This window comes from Kitasatospora cathayae, from assembly GCF_027627435.1.
Classification (GTDB): domain Bacteria; phylum Actinomycetota; class Actinomycetes; order Streptomycetales; family Streptomycetaceae; genus Kitasatospora; species Kitasatospora cathayae.
Map to the genome: position 1 here is coordinate 5,182,118 of NZ_CP115450.1, position 17,689 is coordinate 5,199,806.

11 protein-coding genes and 1 pseudogene are annotated in these 17,689 nt (G+C 74.4%); 7 read left to right on the plus strand and 5 right to left on the minus strand.

Features of this window, described 5'->3' with window-relative positions; translation table 11 throughout:
* The first annotated feature begins 26 nt into the window (after positions 1-26).
* Positions 27-2,696 (plus strand): DNA helicase PcrA, encoded by a 2,670-nt coding sequence (pcrA, locus tag O1G21_RS23200; RefSeq protein WP_270146515.1) that lies wholly within the window; start codon positions 27-29, stop codon positions 2,694-2,696.
* A gap of 10 nt (positions 2,697-2,706) precedes the next feature.
* On the opposite strand, the gene O1G21_RS23205 is transcribed toward pcrA, so the two are convergent.
* Positions 2,707-3,489 carry a M23 family metallopeptidase gene (locus O1G21_RS23205; protein ID WP_270146516.1) on the minus strand — a complete coding sequence of 261 codons (783 nt, stop codon included), beginning with the start codon at positions 3,487-3,489 and terminating at the stop codon, positions 2,707-2,709.
* A gap of 344 nt (positions 3,490-3,833) precedes the next feature.
* Here O1G21_RS23205 and O1G21_RS23210 point away from each other — a divergent pair, with 344 nt between their 5' ends.
* Positions 3,834-4,241, plus strand: a complete 408-nt coding sequence (locus O1G21_RS23210; protein WP_270146517.1) for a cobalamin B12-binding domain-containing protein — start codon at positions 3,834-3,836, stop codon at positions 4,239-4,241.
* A 66-nt stretch (positions 4,242-4,307) separates the two neighbouring features.
* Here the strand turns inward: O1G21_RS23210 and O1G21_RS23215 are convergent, their stop codons facing one another.
* Both O1G21_RS23215 and O1G21_RS23220 read right to left on the minus strand, forming a co-directional pair.
* Positions 4,308-5,909: a DUF5691 domain-containing protein gene (locus tag O1G21_RS23215; RefSeq protein WP_270146518.1), complete on the minus strand. Its 1,602-nt coding sequence runs from the start codon at positions 5,907-5,909 to the stop codon at positions 4,308-4,310.
* 11 nt (positions 5,910-5,920) lie between these two features.
* Complete coding sequence (locus O1G21_RS23220) at positions 5,921-7,234, minus strand: SWIM zinc finger family protein (protein ID WP_270146519.1); 1,314 nt, start codon at positions 7,232-7,234, stop codon at positions 5,921-5,923.
* Positions 7,235-7,401: 167 nt separating this feature from the next.
* Between O1G21_RS23220 and O1G21_RS23225 the strand changes: the two genes are divergently transcribed.
* The 5 genes from O1G21_RS23225 to sucD all read left to right on the plus strand — a co-directional run bounded on the left by O1G21_RS23225 (position 7,402) and on the right by sucD (position 14,672).
* The gene (locus tag O1G21_RS23225; RefSeq protein WP_270146520.1) at positions 7,402-8,484 is read left to right on the plus strand and encodes an ATP-binding protein; all 1,083 of its coding nucleotides are present in this window, start codon (positions 7,402-7,404) and stop codon (positions 8,482-8,484) included.
* Between the two features lie 227 nt (positions 8,485-8,711).
* Positions 8,712-11,063, plus strand: a complete 2,352-nt coding sequence (locus tag O1G21_RS23230; RefSeq protein WP_270146521.1) for a DUF5682 family protein — start codon at positions 8,712-8,714, stop codon at positions 11,061-11,063.
* A 51-nt stretch (positions 11,064-11,114) separates the two neighbouring features.
* Positions 11,115-12,314 carry a VWA domain-containing protein gene (locus O1G21_RS23235; RefSeq protein ID WP_270146522.1) on the plus strand — a complete coding sequence of 400 codons (1,200 nt, stop codon included), beginning with the start codon at positions 11,115-11,117 and terminating at the stop codon, positions 12,312-12,314.
* A 282-nt stretch (positions 12,315-12,596) separates the two neighbouring features.
* Entirely contained in the window at positions 12,597-13,769 is a 1,173-nt protein-coding gene (gene sucC, locus O1G21_RS23240) for an ADP-forming succinate--CoA ligase subunit beta (RefSeq protein WP_270146523.1), read from the plus strand.
* 18 nt (positions 13,770-13,787) lie between these two features.
* Entirely contained in the window at positions 13,788-14,672 is an 885-nt protein-coding gene (sucD, locus tag O1G21_RS23245; RefSeq protein WP_270146524.1) for a succinate--CoA ligase subunit alpha, read from the plus strand.
* Between the two features lie 133 nt (positions 14,673-14,805).
* Here the strand turns inward: sucD and O1G21_RS23250 are convergent, their stop codons facing one another.
* Positions 14,806-16,335: a hypothetical protein gene (locus O1G21_RS23250; RefSeq protein ID WP_270146525.1), complete on the minus strand. Its 1,530-nt coding sequence runs from the start codon at positions 16,333-16,335 to the stop codon at positions 14,806-14,808.
* A gap of 1,050 nt (positions 16,336-17,385) precedes the next feature.
* Positions 17,386-17,574 (minus strand): annotated as a pseudogene (locus O1G21_RS41815) (LuxR C-terminal-related transcriptional regulator); the annotation flags it as partial.
* Between the last annotated feature and the right edge of the window lie 115 nt (positions 17,575-17,689).

Genomic DNA, 17,689 nt, shown 5'->3' on the forward strand with positions numbered 1-17,689 from the left:
CGGGTGGCCATAGACTCGTCAGTGCCATGAGTAGCCTCTTTGACGACCTCCCGCTCCCCGGTTTCGAGGCACCCGCCGCCGGGTCGAAGCAGCCCGCCGCGCCCGCCGACGCGATCGACGAGGAGCCCCCGCCGTACGAGGACGAGGTTCCGTACGACGCGTACGAGGAGGCGATCCCGGAGGGGCTGTTCCACACCGACCATGCCGCCGAGGCCGAGCGGGACGCCTGGTACCGCAACGGCGCCGCCCGGACGGTGGTGGACCCGGCGCAGCTGCTGGAGGGGATGAACGACCCGCAGCGCGAGGCCGTGCTGCACGCCGGCTCGCCACTGCTGATCGTGGCCGGCGCCGGCTCCGGCAAGACCCGGGTGCTGACCCACCGGATCGCCCACCTGCTGGGCGCCCGCGGGGTGCAGCCGGGCGAGATCCTGGCGATCACCTTCACCAACAAGGCGGCCGGCGAGATGCGCGAGCGCGTCGAGGCGCTGGTCGGCCCGCGCGCCCGGGCGATGTGGGTGTCCACCTTCCACAGCGCCTGCGTGCGGATCCTGCGCCGCGAGTCCAAGGTGCTGGGCTTCACCTCCAGCTTCTCGATCTACGACTCGGCCGACTCGCAGCGGCTGATGTCGCTGGTCTGCCGCGACCTCGACCTGGACCCGAAGCAGTTCCCGCCGAAGTCCTTCACGGCGAAGATCAGCAACCTGAAGAACGAGCTGATCGACGAGGAGACCTTCGCCGACCAGGCCGCCAACCCGATGGAGAAGAAGCTCGCCGAGGCGTACGCGCTCTACCAGCGGCGGCTGCGCGAGGCCAACGCGCTCGACTTCGACGACATCATCATGACGACGGTGAACCTGCTGCAGGCCTTCCCGGACGTCGCCGAGCACTACCGCCGCCGGTTCCGGCACATCCTGGTCGACGAGTACCAGGACACCAACCACGCCCAGTACACCCTGGTGCGCGAGCTGACCGGCGGCTCGGTGGCCGACGCCCCCAGGCGCACCGTCGACGGCGAGCCGGTGAACCCGGCCGCCGGGCGGCTGGCCGAGGTGCCGCCGGCCGAACTGTGCGTGGTCGGTGACGCGGACCAGTCGATCTACGCCTTCCGCGGCGCGACCATCCGCAACATCCTCCAGTTCGAGGAGGACTACCCGAACGCGACCACGATCCTGCTGGAGCAGAACTACCGCTCCACCCAGACCATCCTGAGCGCCGCCAACGCCGTCATCGAGCGCAACGCCAACCGCCGCGAGAAGAAGCTCTGGACGGCCGGCGAGCACGGCGAGAAGGTCATCGGCTACGTCGCGGACGACGAGCACGGCGAGGCCCAGTTCATCGCCGACGAGATCGACCGGCTCACCGACAAGGGCGAGGCCAGGCCCGGCGACGTCGCGATCTTCTACCGCACCAACGCCCAGTCCCGCGTGTTCGAGGAGGTGTTCATCCGGGTCGGCCTGCCGTACAAGGTGGTCGGCGGGGTGCGCTTCTACGAGCGCAAGGAGGTCCGGGACGTCCTGGCGTACCTGCGGGTGCTGTCCAACCCGGAGGACACCGTGCCGCTGCGCCGGATCCTCAACGTGCCCAAGCGCGGCATCGGCGAGCGGGCCGAGGCGATGATCGACGCGCTGGCCGCGCGGGAGCGGATCTCCTTCGCCCAGGCGCTGGTGCGGGTGGACGAGGCGTACGGGATGGCCGCGCGCTCGGCCAACGCCGTCAAGAAGTTCAACACCCTGATGGCCGGGCTGCGCCAGGTCGTCGAGTCGGGCGCGGGCCCGGCGGCGGTGCTGGAGGCCGTCCTGGAGGAGACCGGCTACCTGGCCGAACTCCAGGCCTCCACCGACCCGCAGGACGAGACCCGGGTGGAGAACCTGCAGGAGCTCGCCTCGGTGGCGCTGGAGTACGAGCAGGACCCGGGCGAGCGGCCGGACGCCGGGGAGGACGGCGCACCGCCGGTCGGCTCGCTGGCCGACTTCCTGGAGCGGGTCGCGCTGGTCGCCGACTCCGATCAGCTCCCGGATGCGAAGCAGTACGGGACAGAAGGAGGAAGTCCCGATGAGGACGAGGACGGGCAGGGCGTCATCACGATGATGACCCTGCACACCGCCAAGGGCCTGGAGTTCCCGGTGGTCTTCCTGACCGGCATGGAGGACGGGATCTTCCCGCACATGCGGGCGCTCAACCAGGTCAAGGAGCTGGAGGAGGAGCGCCGGCTCGCCTACGTGGGGCTCACCCGGGCCCGCGAGCGGCTCTACCTGACCCGCTCGGTACTGCGCAGCGCCTGGGGGCAGCCGGCCTACAACCCGGCCTCGCGCTTCCTGGAGGAGATCCCGGAGACGCTGGTCGAGTGGAAGCGGACGGGGGCGGCGCAGGCGCCGGTCCAGCGCGGCTTCTCCTCGGGCTCGTCCTGGGGCAAGTCCTCGTCCGGGGGCGGGAGTTCACGCTCCGCTGGGTCCTCGGCGGCGTCGGCGGCAATGCCGAAGGCGGGCTGGGGTCAGTCGGCCCGGCGCACCGGCAGGATGGTGGATCGCGAGGTCGCCGCGCTCGCGGTCGGCGACCGGGTCACCCACGACACCTTCGGGCTGGGCACGGTGGTGGGCGTGACGGGCGTCGGCGACAACGCGCAGGCCGAGGTGGACTTCGGCTCCGGCGGCCGCAAGCGGCTGGTCCTGCGCTACGCGCCGGTCGAGAAGCTCTGACCTTCCCCGGTCAGCGCGGGTCCAGCCCGTTCGAGAGGAACCAGGGCAGCGGGTCGACCGGCCCGCTGCCCGGCGGTCGGATCTCGAAGTGCAGGTGCGGCCCGGTGCTGTTGCCGCTGCTGCCGACGAACGCGATCACGTCGCCCTGCTTCACCGGCCCCTTGCGGACCTTGTACGCCCGCAGGTGGCACATCCAGGCCTCGGTGCCGTCCGGCATCTTGAGTATCGACATGTAGCCGTAGAACGGGTTCCACTGCGTCCGGATCGTGCCGTCGGTGACGGCGTACACCTCGGACCCGCCGTCCACCGGGAAGTCGATGCCGGTGTGCCGGTTCATCCAGTGGGTGCCGGCCGCGCCGAACAGCTCGCCGAGGCCGTGCTGGGCCACCGGCATGACCACCTTGGGTTTGGCCGGTTCGGCGGTCGGCTGCGCGGTCGGGGTGGCGGTGGGCTGGGCGGCGGACAACGGCTGACGGGCGTCGCCGCGCGAGGCCTGGGCGGCCTGGTCGGCGTCGGCGGCCTGCTGGGCGGCCTGCCGGGCGGCCGTGCGGTCGGGGGCGTCGGCCGCCGACGCCTGTGGCGGCACCTGGTGGGCCTGCTCCTGGACCACCGTGATCCCCGCCGCCCCGGCGACCCCGAGCGCGGCCACCGACGGGACGGCGACCCGGAACAGCGCGGCTCGGGTGGCGGCCCTGGCGACCCTGGCGGCACCGCGGCGCTGGGCGCGGGACTGCTCGCGGGCGGCGAGGCGCAGCTCCGCACGGGTCGGACGGGCGGCTGCTTCGGGAGCCATCGGGGGCTGCCTCCTCGGTGGGCCTCGGGCACGTCATCTTGTGAGGTGAACAGCGGTGACTGTAGTCCCACGCCCGACACCCCGGAAAAACCGCCGGATGTCAAGGGGGCGCTCGGGGAGCCGCGCAGTGGCTGTACGGGAGGTCCGCGGACGGGTATACCGACTGGTAGCAAGGCCTGCGGCTGTGACTTTGCCCTCCTCTTGGGAGGCGGCTCGGCCAACCGGGCCGGGTGGCGCTAATCTCCCCTCAGGTTGGTTGGTTATCGAGCGTTAACCGCGTTAACCGCACCCGTGGGCCCACGAGGTCCGGTCGGATGATGGACGACGAGGTCCAGGAGGCAGTGATGAGTGTGTCGGGGCCGATCCGTGTGGTGGTCGCCAAGCCGGGGCTCGACGGTCACGACCGTGGCGCCAAGGTCATCGCGCGCGCCCTGCGCGACGCCGGCATGGAGGTCATCTACACCGGGCTGCACCAGACGCCCGAGCAGGTGGTCGACACCGCGATCCAGGAGGACGCGGACGGCATCGGGCTGTCGATCCTCTCCGGCGCCCACATGACGCTGTGCGCGCGGGTGCTGGAGCTGTTGAAGGAGCGCGACGCGGCGGACATCAAGGTCTTCTGCGGCGGGATCATCCCGGACGAGGACATCGCCGAGCTCAAGGCGATGGGCGTCGCGGACATCTTCACCCCGGGCACGCCCACCCGGGATGTGGTGGCGTGGGTCGAGGCCAACCTGCGCGCCGCGGGCTGATCATCGACATCCGCTGAGCGGGCCGGTCCGTCGTGGACCGGCCCGCTCGGTCGTTCTCAGCCGTTCTCAGCCGGCCAGTTCGGCGAGCATCGCGGCCCGGAAGCGCAGCGTCCCGGCCAGCCGGGCGAAGGTCTCCGACCAGGCGGAGTCCGGGGAGGCTCCGGCGGCCAGCTCCTCCACCGCGTCGGCCGTCTCCGGGGCGAGCGCGCGTTCCGTCATCCCGAGCACCCCGCTGTGGCTCCACGGGTACGCGCCGGAGGCCGCGGCCCGGGCCAGCGCCGTCACCACCGCGGTGGACAGCGGTGGCGTCCACGGGGTCGCGCAGGCGCCGAGCAGCTGGAAGGCGTCGCCCAGGCCGTGCACCTCGATGAAGGCGGCCGTCCAGGCGGCCCGTTCCTCGGGCGGGAGGACGGCCAGCAGCTTGGACGGGGCACCGGTGACGCGCGCGCCCCGGGCCCGGCCGGCGCCGCGGCTCGGCGGGACGGGCGCCGGGCCGAGCAGCGCCCGGGCCCAGTCGGCGTCGTGCTGGCGCACGGCGGCGCGCGCCCAGGCCTCGCGCAGGTCGTCGGCCCAGCTGCTGCTGGTCTCGTCCACGCTGTCGCCGACCCGCAGGGCGAGCAACTGCTCGGGTGTCAGCCCGGTGCTCTCCGGCCAGACCGCCAGCGGCGTGGCGGCCACCACTTCGCCGAACCACCAGGCCCGTTCGCCGCGCCCGGTGGGGGACTTGGGGGCGATGCCGTCGCGCTGCATCCGCTCGTCGCACTCGGCGGGCGGGGTGACCAGCAGGTGGGTGCCGCTGTCGGCGAGCCGGACGGCGACCCGCGCCCGCTCGGCCATCCGCTGGGCCAGCGCCGAACCGGGCAGGCTGGAGAGCAGTTCGGCGGCGGTGGCGCGGACGTTCTTGCTGCGGTCGCCCAGGGCGGCCTCCAGGAACGGTTCGTCGGCGGGGGAGAGGCCGTCCTGCAGGGCGTCCAGGAAGAGCAGCCGGTCCTCGGCGCGCTCGGTGGACCAGGTGCTGCGCAGCAGCTCCAGCCCGGCGGCCGGGTCGCGGCGGCGCAGCAGGGTCAGGTGGGTGACCCGCTCGGCGAACAGGCCCTCGTGCCACAGTCGGTGATCGGTCGGGTCGCCCGGCTGGTGGTCCGGCTCGGGGGCGGTGGTGCGCAGCACGAACCGCCAGTCCGGGTTCTGCGAGGCCAGCCAGCGGCCCAGCGGACCGGCCAACGCGACGGCGTCGCCGCGCAGTTCGCTGCGCGCACGGGCGGCGTCGAGCAGCCCGGGTATCAGCGCGGCGGGCGGCCGCCGGCCCTCGAGCCGGGCGCTGGTGAGCCACTGCGGCAGCAGCTCGGCCAGGTTGGCCAGCGTGCCGCCACCGTTGCCGCCGGTGCGCCCGGCGAGCAGGACGGCCAGCCGGCGGGCGGCGGCCTCCGGCATCTCCGGGCGGGGGTCCTCGGGCGCGGGCGGCCCGGGCGGCTCGGTGGCCGGTACGGGCAGGGCACCGGCCCGGCGGCGGACGGTGGCCAGCGCGGCCAGCTCCAGCAGGGCGGTGGCCGGGTCGGAGGTATCCACGGCGTCGGCCAGCGGCAGCCCGGTGGCCGGGAGCGGGCGCCGGTCGGTGCCGAGCAGGGCGCTGGTCCGCAGGGTCTCCCACGGGTCCTGGGTGATCGTCATCGTGGCTTCTCCTATGCGGATGTGAGGCCGACCGGGCGGTGTTCGGCGGTCCAGGCGGTGACCGGGGCGAAGCCCTGGTGGCCGTACTCGCCGAAGACCGTCAGCGGGCGGCCGGTGGAGACCGCGACCAGCCGCCACAGCGCCGCCTCCGGGACGGCCGAGGGGCGGATCGGGACGGTGTGGTGGCCGTCCGTCAGGTACCAGCCGTCCGGGGTGCGGACCGGGATGACTCCGGCGAGCACCGTCGGCCAGCTGTCCAGCCACGGGTCGTCGGCCACCGCGGTGCCGTACCCGGCGACCGCCTCGGCGACGGTGAGTCCGGCGGGCGGGGCGGCCGGGCCGGGCTCGGGGGCGCCGTAGCGGGTGCCGAGCGCGGCGCGCAGCGGGCGGGCGCCGGGGTGGTAGGCGAGTTCGGCCTCCAGCAGGTGGCCGGTGGGCAGGGCGAGGTCAGGGGCCTGGCCGGGGCGGCCGAAGGCGAGCAGCAGGGCGGGGCGGCCGGTCTTGGCGCCGCGCAGCCAGACCCGGCGGGTGGTGAGCCGGTCGTCGGCACCCCCTTCCATCGGCACGGTCCGACTGCCGAGCACCAACCAGCGGTCCCGGACGGTCGGTCCGGCGAGCACCTCGGCCGCGTCCAGGGTGTAGCCGACCCGGGCGCGGACGGTGGCGGCCAGTTCGGGCGGCAGCTGTTCGATCCGGGTGGCGGCGGTGGCGAGCAGGTGGAGCATCGCGTACTCCGCCAGCAGCCGCTCCTCCGGCAGGGTGTCCAACTCCCGTACCCGGCTGGCCAGTCCGGGCGCCTGGGCGTCTACCATCCGGGCCGCGACCTCCTCCCAGGGGCCTGCCGTGGACTGGTCGGCGAGGCCGTGCCGGATCCGGTCGGCCAGCCGCAACCGCAGCTCGGCCGCGCCGGCCGCGACCCGGGCGCCGCGCCGTTCGGCCCGGCGGCGGGCGGCCTCCGGATCGGCCGGGGGCGCCGCGCGCCTCTCGGCGCGCTCCCGGCGGGTCCGGAGCCACTCGGCCGCCCAGTCGGCGGGCTCGCCGGCCGGTACGGCCCCGGGGGCGCCGCTCCACAGCAGGAGGAGCCCGAGCGCGTGCTTGCACGGGAACTTCCGGCTGGGGCAGCTGCACTGGTAGGCGGGCGTGGCGAGTTCGACCACGGTGCGGTACGGCGTGCGGCCGCTGCCCTGGCACTCGCCCCAGAGCGCGATCCCGTCGGTGCCCGTCCCGGACCAGGGCGCGGGCGAGGACAGCTTGCCCGCGGCCTTCCGCGACGCGGCGTCAGGTGCCAGGGACAGGATGTGTTCGGTGCTCCAGCGTTCCTCCATGCGACCGACGGTAGGCGGGGGTACTGACATCGGCTGACTGTCCGTCCGGCGTTGTCAGTCCCCCCGTGCAAGGTGGTTCCCACAGGCCGGGACGCCGACCTGGCTCCCCCCGTTCTCTTTGCCGCCCGGGCACCCGTGCACCCGGCGGCCGACCCGAAGGAGCCCCCATGACCGACGTTCTGCGGCAGCACGCCGAGGATGCCTTCGTCGGCGAACTGGCCGCACTGGCCGCGCAGGACGACCGTCCCCGCCCCGAGCGCTGGAAGCTCTCGCCGTGGGCCGTGGCGACGTACCTGCTCGGCGGTGAGCTGCCCGACGGCACCCGGATCACCCCCAAGTACATCGGCCCGCGCCGGGTTGTCGAGGTCGCCGTCACCACCCTGGCGACGGACCGCGCGCTGCTGCTGCTCGGCGTGCCCGGCACCGCGAAGACCTGGGTGTCCGAGCACCTGGCCGCCGCGATCAGCGGTGACTCCACGCTGCTGGTGCAGGGCACCGCCGGCACCCCCGAGGAGGCCGTCCGGTACGGCTGGAACTACGCCCAGCTGCTCACCCACGGCCCCAGCCGGGACGCCCTGGTGCCCTCGCCGCTGATGCGGGCGATGGCGGACGGCAAGCTCGCCCGGATCGAGGAGCTCACCCGGATCCCGGCCGACGTGCAGGACAGCCTGATCACCATCCTGTCCGAGAAGACGCTGCCGGTACCGGAGTTGGGCAGCGAGACCCAGGCCGTGCGCGGCTTCAACGTGATCGCCACCGCCAACGACCGCGACCGCGGCGTCAACGAGCTGTCCAGCGCGCTGCGCCGCCGCTTCAACACCGTGGTGCTGCCGCTGCCGGGCTCGCTGGACGAGGAGGTCGACATCGTCACCCGCCGGGTCAACCAGCTCGGCCGCTCCCTCGACCTGCCCGAACTGCCGGGCGGCGCCGAGGAGATCAGGCGGGTGGTGACGGTCTTCCGCGAGCTGCGGGCCGGCCTCACCGTGGACGGCCGGACGAAGGTCAAGACCCCGAGCGGCACCCTCTCCACCGCCGAGGCGATCTCGGTGGTGACCAACGGCCTGGCCCTGGCCACCCACTTCGGCGACGGCGTGCTGCGCGCCGGGGACGTGACGGCCGGCATCCTCGGCGCGGTCGTCAGCGACCCGGTGGCGGACCGGGCGGTGTGGCGCGAGTACGTCGAAGGGGTGGTGCGCGAGCGCGACGGCTGGAAGGACTTCTACCGCGCGGCCCGCGAGGTGGGGGAGTGAGTGAGCGGAGCGAGCGAACCGTCGAGAGGTGCCGGTTGTGCGTCGCGCCTGCCGAGCGGAGCGAGGTGGGGGAGTGAGTGAGCGGAGCGAGCGAACCGTCGAGAGGTGCCGATTGTGCGTCGCACCTGCCGAGCGGAGCGAGGTGGGGGAGTGAGTGAGCGGAGCGAGCGAACCGTCGAGAGGTGCCGGTTGTGCGTCGCACCTGCCGAGCGGAGCGAGGTGGGGGCATGACGAACGCCGAGGTCGCCCTGCTGGGCATCCGGCACCACGGCCCCGGCTCGGCCCGGGCGGTGGCCGCCGCGCTGGCGCAGTGGCAGCCGGACGCGGTGCTGATCGAGGGCCCGGCGGAGGCCGAGGCCGTCGTCCACCTCGCCGCCGAGAAGGACCTGGTGCCGCCGGTCGCCCTGCTCGCCCACGCGGTGGACGACCCGGCGAAGGCCGCGTTCTGGCCGTACGCCGAGTTCTCCCCGGAGTGGGTGGCGATCCGCCACGCCGTGGACCACGACCTGCCGGTCCGCTTCATCGACCTGCCCGCCGGGTACGGCTTCGCGCCGTTCACGGACGGCGACGCCGACGGGGACGGGCCCGGCGAGCTGCCCGCCGACCCGCTGGCGCTGCTCGCCGAGGCCGCCGGACACGACGACCCGGAGCGCTGGTGGGAGGACGTGGTCGAGCACCGCGCCCCCGCCGCGGACGCGCTGGCGCCCTTCGCGGCCGTCGCCGAGGCGATGGGCGCGCTGCGCGCCGAGGGCCTCGGCGAGTCCCGCCGGGACCAGCTGCGCGAGGCCCACATGCGCCAGCAGATCCGGGCCGCCCGCCGCGCCGGGCACCGCCGGATCGCCGTGGTCTGCGGGGCCTTCCACGTCCCCGGGCTGGCGACGATGCCCACCGTCGCCCACGACCGGGCGCTGCTCGCCGCCCTGCCGAAGAAGGTGCGGGTGGACATCACCTGGATCCCGTGGACGCACCGCCGGCTCTCCCAGGCCACCGGTTACGGCGCGGGCGTCCAGTCGCCCGGCTGGTACCACCACCTGTTCACCACCGAGGGCGACCCGGTGCCGCGCTGGCTCACCCGGGCCGCCGAGCTGCTGCGCGCCGCGGACCACCCGGTCTCCTCGGCCCACGTGATCGAGGCGGTCCGGCTCGCCGAGACCCTGGCCGCGCTGCGCGGCCGCCCGCTCGCCGGGCTGACCGAGACCCTGGACGCCGTCCGCGCGGTGCTCTGCGAGGGCTCGGACGTCGCCCTGGAACTCGTCCGGGAGCGCCTGGTGGTGGGCGACGCGCTCGGCGAAGTCCCGGACGCCGCACCGGCCGTGCCGCTGCAGCGCGACCTCGCCCGACTGCAGCGCTCGCTGCGACTCAAGCCTGCGGCGGCGCCCCGGGAGCTGGACCTCGACCTGCGCAAGGACACCGACGCGGCCCGCTCCCGGCTGCTGCACCGGCTGCGGCTGCTGGGCGTCGAGTGGGGCGTGCCAACCAGCTCCTCGGTCAACTCCACCGGGACGTTCCGGGAGAGCTGGCGGCTGTGCTGGCAGCCCGAGTTCGCGGTCCGGATCGCCGAGGCCGCCCAGTGGGGCACCACGGTCGAGGAGGCCGCCGTCAACAAGGCGGTCGGCACCGCCCGGGCCGCCGTCGAACTCGCCGAGCTGACCGGCCTGGTGGAGACCTGCCTGCTGGCCGGGCTGTCCGGCGCGCTGCCCGCGGTGATGCGGGTGCTGGCCGACTGCGCGGCCCTGGACACCGATGTCGCGCACCTGGCGGGCGCGCTGCCCGCGCTGGTCCGCGCGCTGCGCTACGGCGACGTGCGCGGCACCGACCACGAGGCGCTGGCCGGGGCCGCGGCGGGCCTGGCCGAGCGGGTCTGCGTCGGACTGCCGCCCGCCTGCGTCGGGTTGGACGCCGAGAGCGCGGCGGCGATGCGCGCCCGGATCGACGAGGTGCACGGCGCGATCGCCCTGCTCGACCCGGAAACCGCCACCGGCACCGCCCCCGGCACCGCCCCCAGCACCGCCACCGGCGCCGACAGCGCCACCGACGCCGACGGCCTGGCCGACCGCTGGGCCGCCGCCCTGCGCTCACTGGCCCGCCGCGAGCCCACCGGCGGACCGGCCACCGGCGCCCCCGGCCTGCTGCGCGGCCGCGCCGTCCGGCTGCTGCTGGACGACGGCCGGCTGGATTCCGAGGAGGCCGGCCGACGGCTGCGGCTGGTGCTCTCCGTCGCCAACGCCCCGGCCGACGCGGCCGGTTGGGTCGAGGGCTTCCTCACCGGCGGCGGCGCCCTGCTGCTGCACGACCCCCGGCTGCTCGCCCTGCTGGACGAGTGGCTCGGCGGGGTCAGTGACGAGGTGTTCACCGACGTGCTGCCGCTGCTGCGGCGCACCTTCGCCGGGCTGGAGGCGGGCGTGCGCACCACCATCGGCGGCCGGGTCGCGGCCGGCCCGCTCGGCGCGGCCCCGGCGGCGCCCGAGGCAGCCCGCGAACTCGACCGGGACCGCGCCGACTCCGTCGTCCCGGTGCTGGCCCTGCTGCTCAGCGTCCGCCCGAAGATCCCCCGCCAGGCCGTCGGCCGCAACACCTGACCCCAGCCGAATGACTACAGCCGAATGACCCCGGTCGAAGGAGAGGACGAGATGGCGACCACGACCGACGAACGGCTGCGCCGCTGGCGCCTGGTGCTCGGCGGCGAGGCCGACGGCACCGGCTGCACCCTGCGCGGCCGGGACGCCGCGATGGACGGCGCCCTCGCCGCGCTCTACCGCGGGGCCCCCGAGGAGGGCGCCCGGACGGCCCGCGGCGGCCGGCGCAGCGCCGGGCTCGGCGGCTCGGCCCCGCAGGTGGCCCGCTGGCTGGGCGACATCCGCGAGTACTTCCCGTCCACCGTCGTCCAGCTGATGCAGCAGGACGCGATCACCCGGCTCGGCCTAGACCGGCTGCTGCTGGAGCCGGAGATGCTGGCGGCCGTGGAGCCGGACGTGCACCTGGTCGGCACCCTGCTGTCGCTCAAGCACGCGCTGCCGGAGACCACCCGGGAGTCCGCCCGGGCCGTGGTCGGCAAGGTGGTCGCCGATCTGGAGCGCCGGCTCGCCGACCGGACCAGGGCCACCGTGGGCGGCGCCCTCGACCGCAGCGCCCGGGTGAACCGGCCGCGCCACCGGGACATCGACTGGGACCGCACGATCCGGGCCAACCTGAAGAACCACCTGCCCGAACACGGCACCGTCGTGCCCGAGCGCCTGGTCGGCTACGCGCGCGCCCAGCGCGCGGTGAAGAAGGACGTCATCCTCTGCGTCGACCAGTCCGGCTCGATGGCGCCCTCGGTCGTCCACTCCGCGGTGTTCGGCGCGGTGCTCTCCTCGATGCGCACCCTGGACACCCGGCTGGTCGTCTTCGACACCTCGGTGGTCGACCTCACCGAGCAGCTCATCGACCCGGTGGACGTGCTGTTCGCCACCCAGCTCGGCGGCGGCACCGACATCAACCGGGCGCTCGCCTACTGCCAGTCGAAGATCACCCGGCCGTCCGAGACCGTCGTGGTGCTGATCAGCGACCTGTACGAGGGCGGCATCCGGGACGGCATGCTGCGGCGGGTCGCCGAGATGAAGGCGGCCGGCGTCCAGTTCATCGCCCTGCTCGCGCTCTCGGACGAGGGTGCGCCGGCCTACGACCACTCCCATGCCGCCGCCCTGGCCGCGCTCGGCGCCCCGGCCTTCGCCTGCACCCCGGACGCCTTCCCGGAGATCATGGCGGCGGCGATCGAGAAGCGTCCGATCCCGCGGCACCTGGTCAAGGGGGCTGATCAGGGGGACGGACAACCTCACTCGAACGTGTGAATCACTCGATCGCTGGACCGCGGGCCCCGTCCGGCGCCGCCGGGTAGATCTGTGACGGTTCTCACCCAAGTCGGGCAGGCCCCGGGCGGAACACGCCCGTCCCACGGGGATAACCTGCCAGACGGACGTGACGCGCGTGTTGATTGACGTGTGCGCCCGTGGCTGTGTGGGCCGCAAGGCCGTACCTCTGCGTACCCGCACCGCCCCGACGACCCGCAGCGAAGATCCTGCCGTGGCACGCTCGTAGAGACACAATCCGCGACCACGAACAAGGACAAACACGTGGACCTGTTCGAGTACCAGGCGAGGGACCTCTTCGCCAAGCACGGCGTGCCCGTGCTTGACGGCGATGTCATCGAGACCGCCGCAGACGCTGCCGCCATCGCGGAGCGCTTCGGCGGCCGTGCCGTCGTCAAGGCTCAGGTGAAGGTGGGTGGCCGAGGCAAGGCCGGTGGCGTCAAGCTCGCCGCCGACCCGGCCGACGCCGTCGCCAAGGCCGAGCAGATCCTCGGCATGGACATCAAGGGCCACACCGTTCACAAGGTGATGCTGGCCCAGACCGCGGACATCAAGGACGAGTACTACGTCTCGTTCCTGCTGGACCGCACCAACCGCACCTTCCTGGCCATGGCCAGCGTCGAGGGCGGCGTGGAGATCGAGGTCGTCGCCGAGCAGAACCCCGACGCGCTCGCCAAGATCCCGGTCGACGCCAACGAGGGCTGCACCCCGGAGAAGGCCGCCGAGATCGTCGCCGCGGCGAAGTTCCCGGCCGAGGTCGCCGACCAGGTCGCCGACGTCCTGCAGAAGCTGTGGAAGGTCTTCATCGCCGAGGACGCCCTCCTCGTCGAGGTCAACCCGCTGATCAAGTCCGGCGACGGCAAGATCATCGCGCTCGACGGCAAGGTCTCCCTGGACGAGAACGCCGACTTCCGCCAGCCCGAGCACGAGGCGCTGGAGGACAAGGCCGCCGCCAACCCGCTCGAGGCCGCCGCCAAGGCCAAGGGCCTGAACTACGTCAAGCTCGACGGCCAGGTCGGCATCATCGGCAACGGCGCGGGCCTCGTCATGAGCACCCTCGACGTGGTCGCCTACGCCGGTGAGAAGCACGGCGGCGTCAAGCCCGCCAACTTCCTCGACATCGGTGGCGGCGCCTCCGCCGAGGTCATGGCGAACGGCCTGGAGATCATCCTCGGCGACCCCGACGTCAAGTCGGTCTTCGTCAACGTCTTCGGCGGCATCACCGCCTGTGACGCGGTCGCCAACGGCATCGTGCAGGCCCTGGAGCTCCTCGCGAGCAAGGGCGAGAACGTCACCAAGCCGCTGGTCGTCCGCCTGGACGGCAACAACGCGGAGCTGGGTCGCAAGATCCTCGACGACGCCAACCACCCGCTGGTCCAGCGCGTGGACACCATGGACGGTGCGGCCGACCGCGCCGCCGAGCTGGCCAACAAGTAAGGAAGGGGACTTAACACCATGGCTATCTTCCTTACCAAGGACAGCAAGGTCATCGTCCAGGGCATGACCGGCGCCGAGGGCATGAAGCACACCCGCCGCATGCTCGCCTCCGGCACCCAGATCGTCGGCGGTGTCAACCCGCGCAAGGCCGGTACCACGGTCGACGTCGACGGCACCGAGATCCCGGTCTTCGGCTCCGTCGCCGAGGCCATGGAGAAGACCGGCGCCGACGTCTCCGTCCTCTTCGTGCCGCCGGCGTTCACCAAGGCCGCCGTCATCGAGGCCATCGACGCCGAGATCCCGCTGGCCGTCGTCATCACCGAGGGCGTCCCGGTGCACGACACCGCCGCCTTCTGGGCGTACGCCGGTTCGAAGGGCAACAAGACCCGGATCATCGGCCCGAACTGCCCCGGCCTGATCAGCCCCGGACAGTCGAACGCCGGCATCATCCCGGCCGACATCACCAGCTCCGGCAAGATCGGTCTGGTCTCGAAGTCCGGCACCCTGACCTACCAGCTCATGTACGAGCTGCGCGACATCGGCTTCTCCTCGGCCGTGGGCATCGGCGGTGACCCGGTCATCGGGACCACCCACATCGACGCCCTCAAGGCCTTCCAGGAGGACCCGGAGACCGAGATCATCGTCATGATCGGTGAGATCGGCGGCGACGCCGAGGAGCGTGCCGCGGCCTACATCGCCGAGCACGTCACCAAGCCGGTCGTCGGCTACGTCGCGGGCTTCACCGCCCCCGAGGGCAAGACCATGGGCCACGCCGGCGCCATCGTCTCCGGCTCCTCGGGCACCGCCCAGGCGAAGAAGGAGGCCCTCGAGGCCGCCGGTGTCAAGGTCGGCAAGACGCCGTCCGAGACCGCCCGCCTGGCTCGCGAGATCATCGCCGGCTGACCCCGGTCACCCGCGCGGTGAGCGCCCCCGCCCTTCCCGGGCGGGGGCGCTCGCCGTTTCAGCTCGCCGTTTCAGCTCGCGGTTTCAGCTCGGCGTCAGCTCGGCGCTTCGCTCGCGGTTTCAGCTCGGCGTTTCAGCGCCTGGGCCCCGCGACGCACGGCAGCGGGGACCACGCCGAGCAGGCCGCCGGATCCCGCTGCGGGGGCGGGGCCGTACCCCGGGCCGCCACCGGCAGCTGCCACCGGGCGATCGCCTGCGGCTGCGGGTCCGCCACCACCGCCTCCAACCCCGGCGTCGGACTGCACCACAGACTGCTGATGCCGTTCGGCGCCCCGCCCGGCCGCAACGGCACCCCCGGCTCCGCCACCTTCGCGGTCGGGGCCGGCACGCACAGCGCGGGCACCGGGTCATCCGGCCGCTGGAACAGCGCCGCCGGCCGCAGCCCCGCCAGCGTCGCCAGCGCCGCCCCACCCACCGCCGCCGTCAGCAGCACCGCCGCGCCCGTCCGGCTCGCCGTCCACAACCGGTGCCGGGCCCGCAACACCGGCACCGGCGCCCGGTGCGGCTGCGGACAACCCCGCACCGCGGCCCGGTGCAGCAGCCCGCTCAACCCGTCCGCGAAGCCCGGCGCCGCCGGATCCGGCCCCACCAGCTCCGGCACCCACTGCGCCAGCGCCGCCCGCGCCGCCCACACCCGCCCCTCCGCCGCCGCCCGCGTCGCCTCCACCTCCACCGCGATCGCCGCCGCCGGCAGCCCCAGCCCGTCGTGCAGCACCAGCGCCCGCCGCTGCGGCCGCGACAACCGCCGCAGCGCCTTCAACAGTGCCTCGTCCCGGTCGGTCAGCCGGTCGTGGTCCGGCAGCACCGACTGCGCCTCGTCCGCCGGCCGCACCCGGATCCGCCGGTGCGGCAGCTTCCACACGTGCGCCCGCCGCGGCCCGCCCCGGTGCCACGGCGACAGCGCCAGCTCGCACGCCCGCACCCGCACCCAGCCCTCCGGATCCCCCGACCCGACCACCGCCCCCCAGTCCCGCCGCGCCTGCCCGAACGCCAGCTGCACACAGTGCACCGCCCGGTGCCGGCACGCCGTCAGCAGGAACACCTGCTGCACCAGCCTGGTGTGCGCGGCCTCGTACAGCTCCTCGAAGTCCTCCGACAGGTCCCGCCCGTTCCCCGCCTCGGTGAGCGCCAGACTGATCCGCTCCCGGGGATCGGCGCCCGCCGGGGCGGCGGGTACGTCCCGCCCGCTCCCGGCCCAGGTGGGCGAGGGCTCGCGCCCGGCCTGGGCGGGCGTCCCGGGTTCGGTGGGGAGGTCCCGTCCGGTGGTGGTGCGCTGGTCAGCCGGGGCGACGGGTACGTCCTGTCCGGTGGCGGTGCGCTGGTCGGCGGGAACGTACTGTCCGTTCCCGGCCCGAGCGGCGGCGAGCTCGTCGGCGGGGGTGGGCGAGGGCTTGCGCCCGGCCTGGGCCGGCGTCTCGGTCCCCGTGGAGACGTCCCACCCTGGGGTGGGCGAGGGCTTCTGCCCGGTCTTGGTCGGTGTCCCGGTCCCGGTGGGGATGCCTCGTCCGGAGGTGGTGCGCTCGTCGGCGGTGGCTGGCGGTGGCTTGTGCTCGCTGCCGGTTCGAGTGGATGCCGCATGGTGGTCGGACGGTGCCTTCCGCATGGCTCCGCCTCGATCGGCCGGGGCGCTGGCTGCGTCCTCCCCGCGACCGGACCGGGCGGAGGTGGCGCGGTGGCTGGTGGGAGCTGACGGCGCGTTCCGCGCGGCATCCGATCGCTCGGAGGCCGCACGGCGGTCGGCCGGGGCGGCGGGCACGTCCTGCTGCGGGGCGGGCCGCTGCTTCCCGTGTGCGGTGGACGCGGGGGCCTGCTCCGGATCAGTGGGCGCCACCGGGACCCGCCCCGGTCCCGGACTACCGGCGGAAGGCGACCGCCTGCCTCCGGCCGTTGCCGAGGTACCCGTCGTGCTCTTCGCGTGGGCTTCACCGGTCCGCCTGCCGTCGGATCCCGGCTGCCGTTCGACCGCCACCGCCGCGGACACCTGCGGCTGCGCGCGGTCCGCGGACGGTCGGCTCCGGCCCGTGCCCGCCGGGTGGATGGCGGGCGTCGCCTGCCCGGCGTCGCGCCGGCCTCCAGCCGCTGCCGCGGAACGCGCCGGGCCCCCGAGCTGCGGCCGGGAGGGCTCGGTTGCTCCCGTGCGGCCGGTTTCGGGTGTCGTCGGGCCGCCGAGTTGCACCCGGGAGGGCTCGGTTGCTCCCGTGCGGCCGGTCTCGGGCGTCGCCGGGGAGGCGGTTGCCACCGAGGGCGCCCCGGGCAGGTGGTTGCCCGGCCTGCCGGAGCTCGGCTGCTCCGCCCGCACCTTCGACGCGGTTGCCTGCGGCCCCCGGGCCCGGCCGGTCGAGGACCGCCCGCCGTCGGTGGCCACCGGAGGGTGTTTCGCGTCGCCGCCGCGTGTGGCCGCCCGGTGCCCGCCGCCCGCCGGCGCGGTGGCCGCGCCGGTCCGCGGGGCCTCGGCGGCCGTTCCGGCGTGGGCCGGGGCGTTCCCGGTCGGGTGACCGGGGCGGGCGGTGGGGGACGGGATGTCGGGTTCCCCTGGGGCCGGGGCGGTCTGTGGCATGCCGCTGCGTTCCCCCGGGGCTGTGGGGGCCACTCGCGTGCGGTTGGTGCCGGCGGAGCCGGCGGGGGGTGCGGTTCTGAGGAGGGCGATGGCGGCGGCTTCGGTGGGGCAGCCGAGTTTGCGCAGGGCGCGGTGGAGATAGCTGCGGGCGGTCGTGGGAGCGACGCCGAGGGCGGCGGCGGTGTGGTCGAGGCCGTGCCCGGCGGTGAGGTGGGCGAGGGCCTGGGCCTCACGGGGAGTCAGCTTCCGCAGCGGGTCGGGGGTGCGGGTGGATGGCGTGGTCATCAGACGCTCCGGGCCGGGGAGGCGACGGCTTGGGGGCAGGGTCTGAAAAGGCGCATAAGCCAATAATCTGGGACACGGCGGCGGTTTGCCGGTTCACGGAGCATGGCGAGTCGCC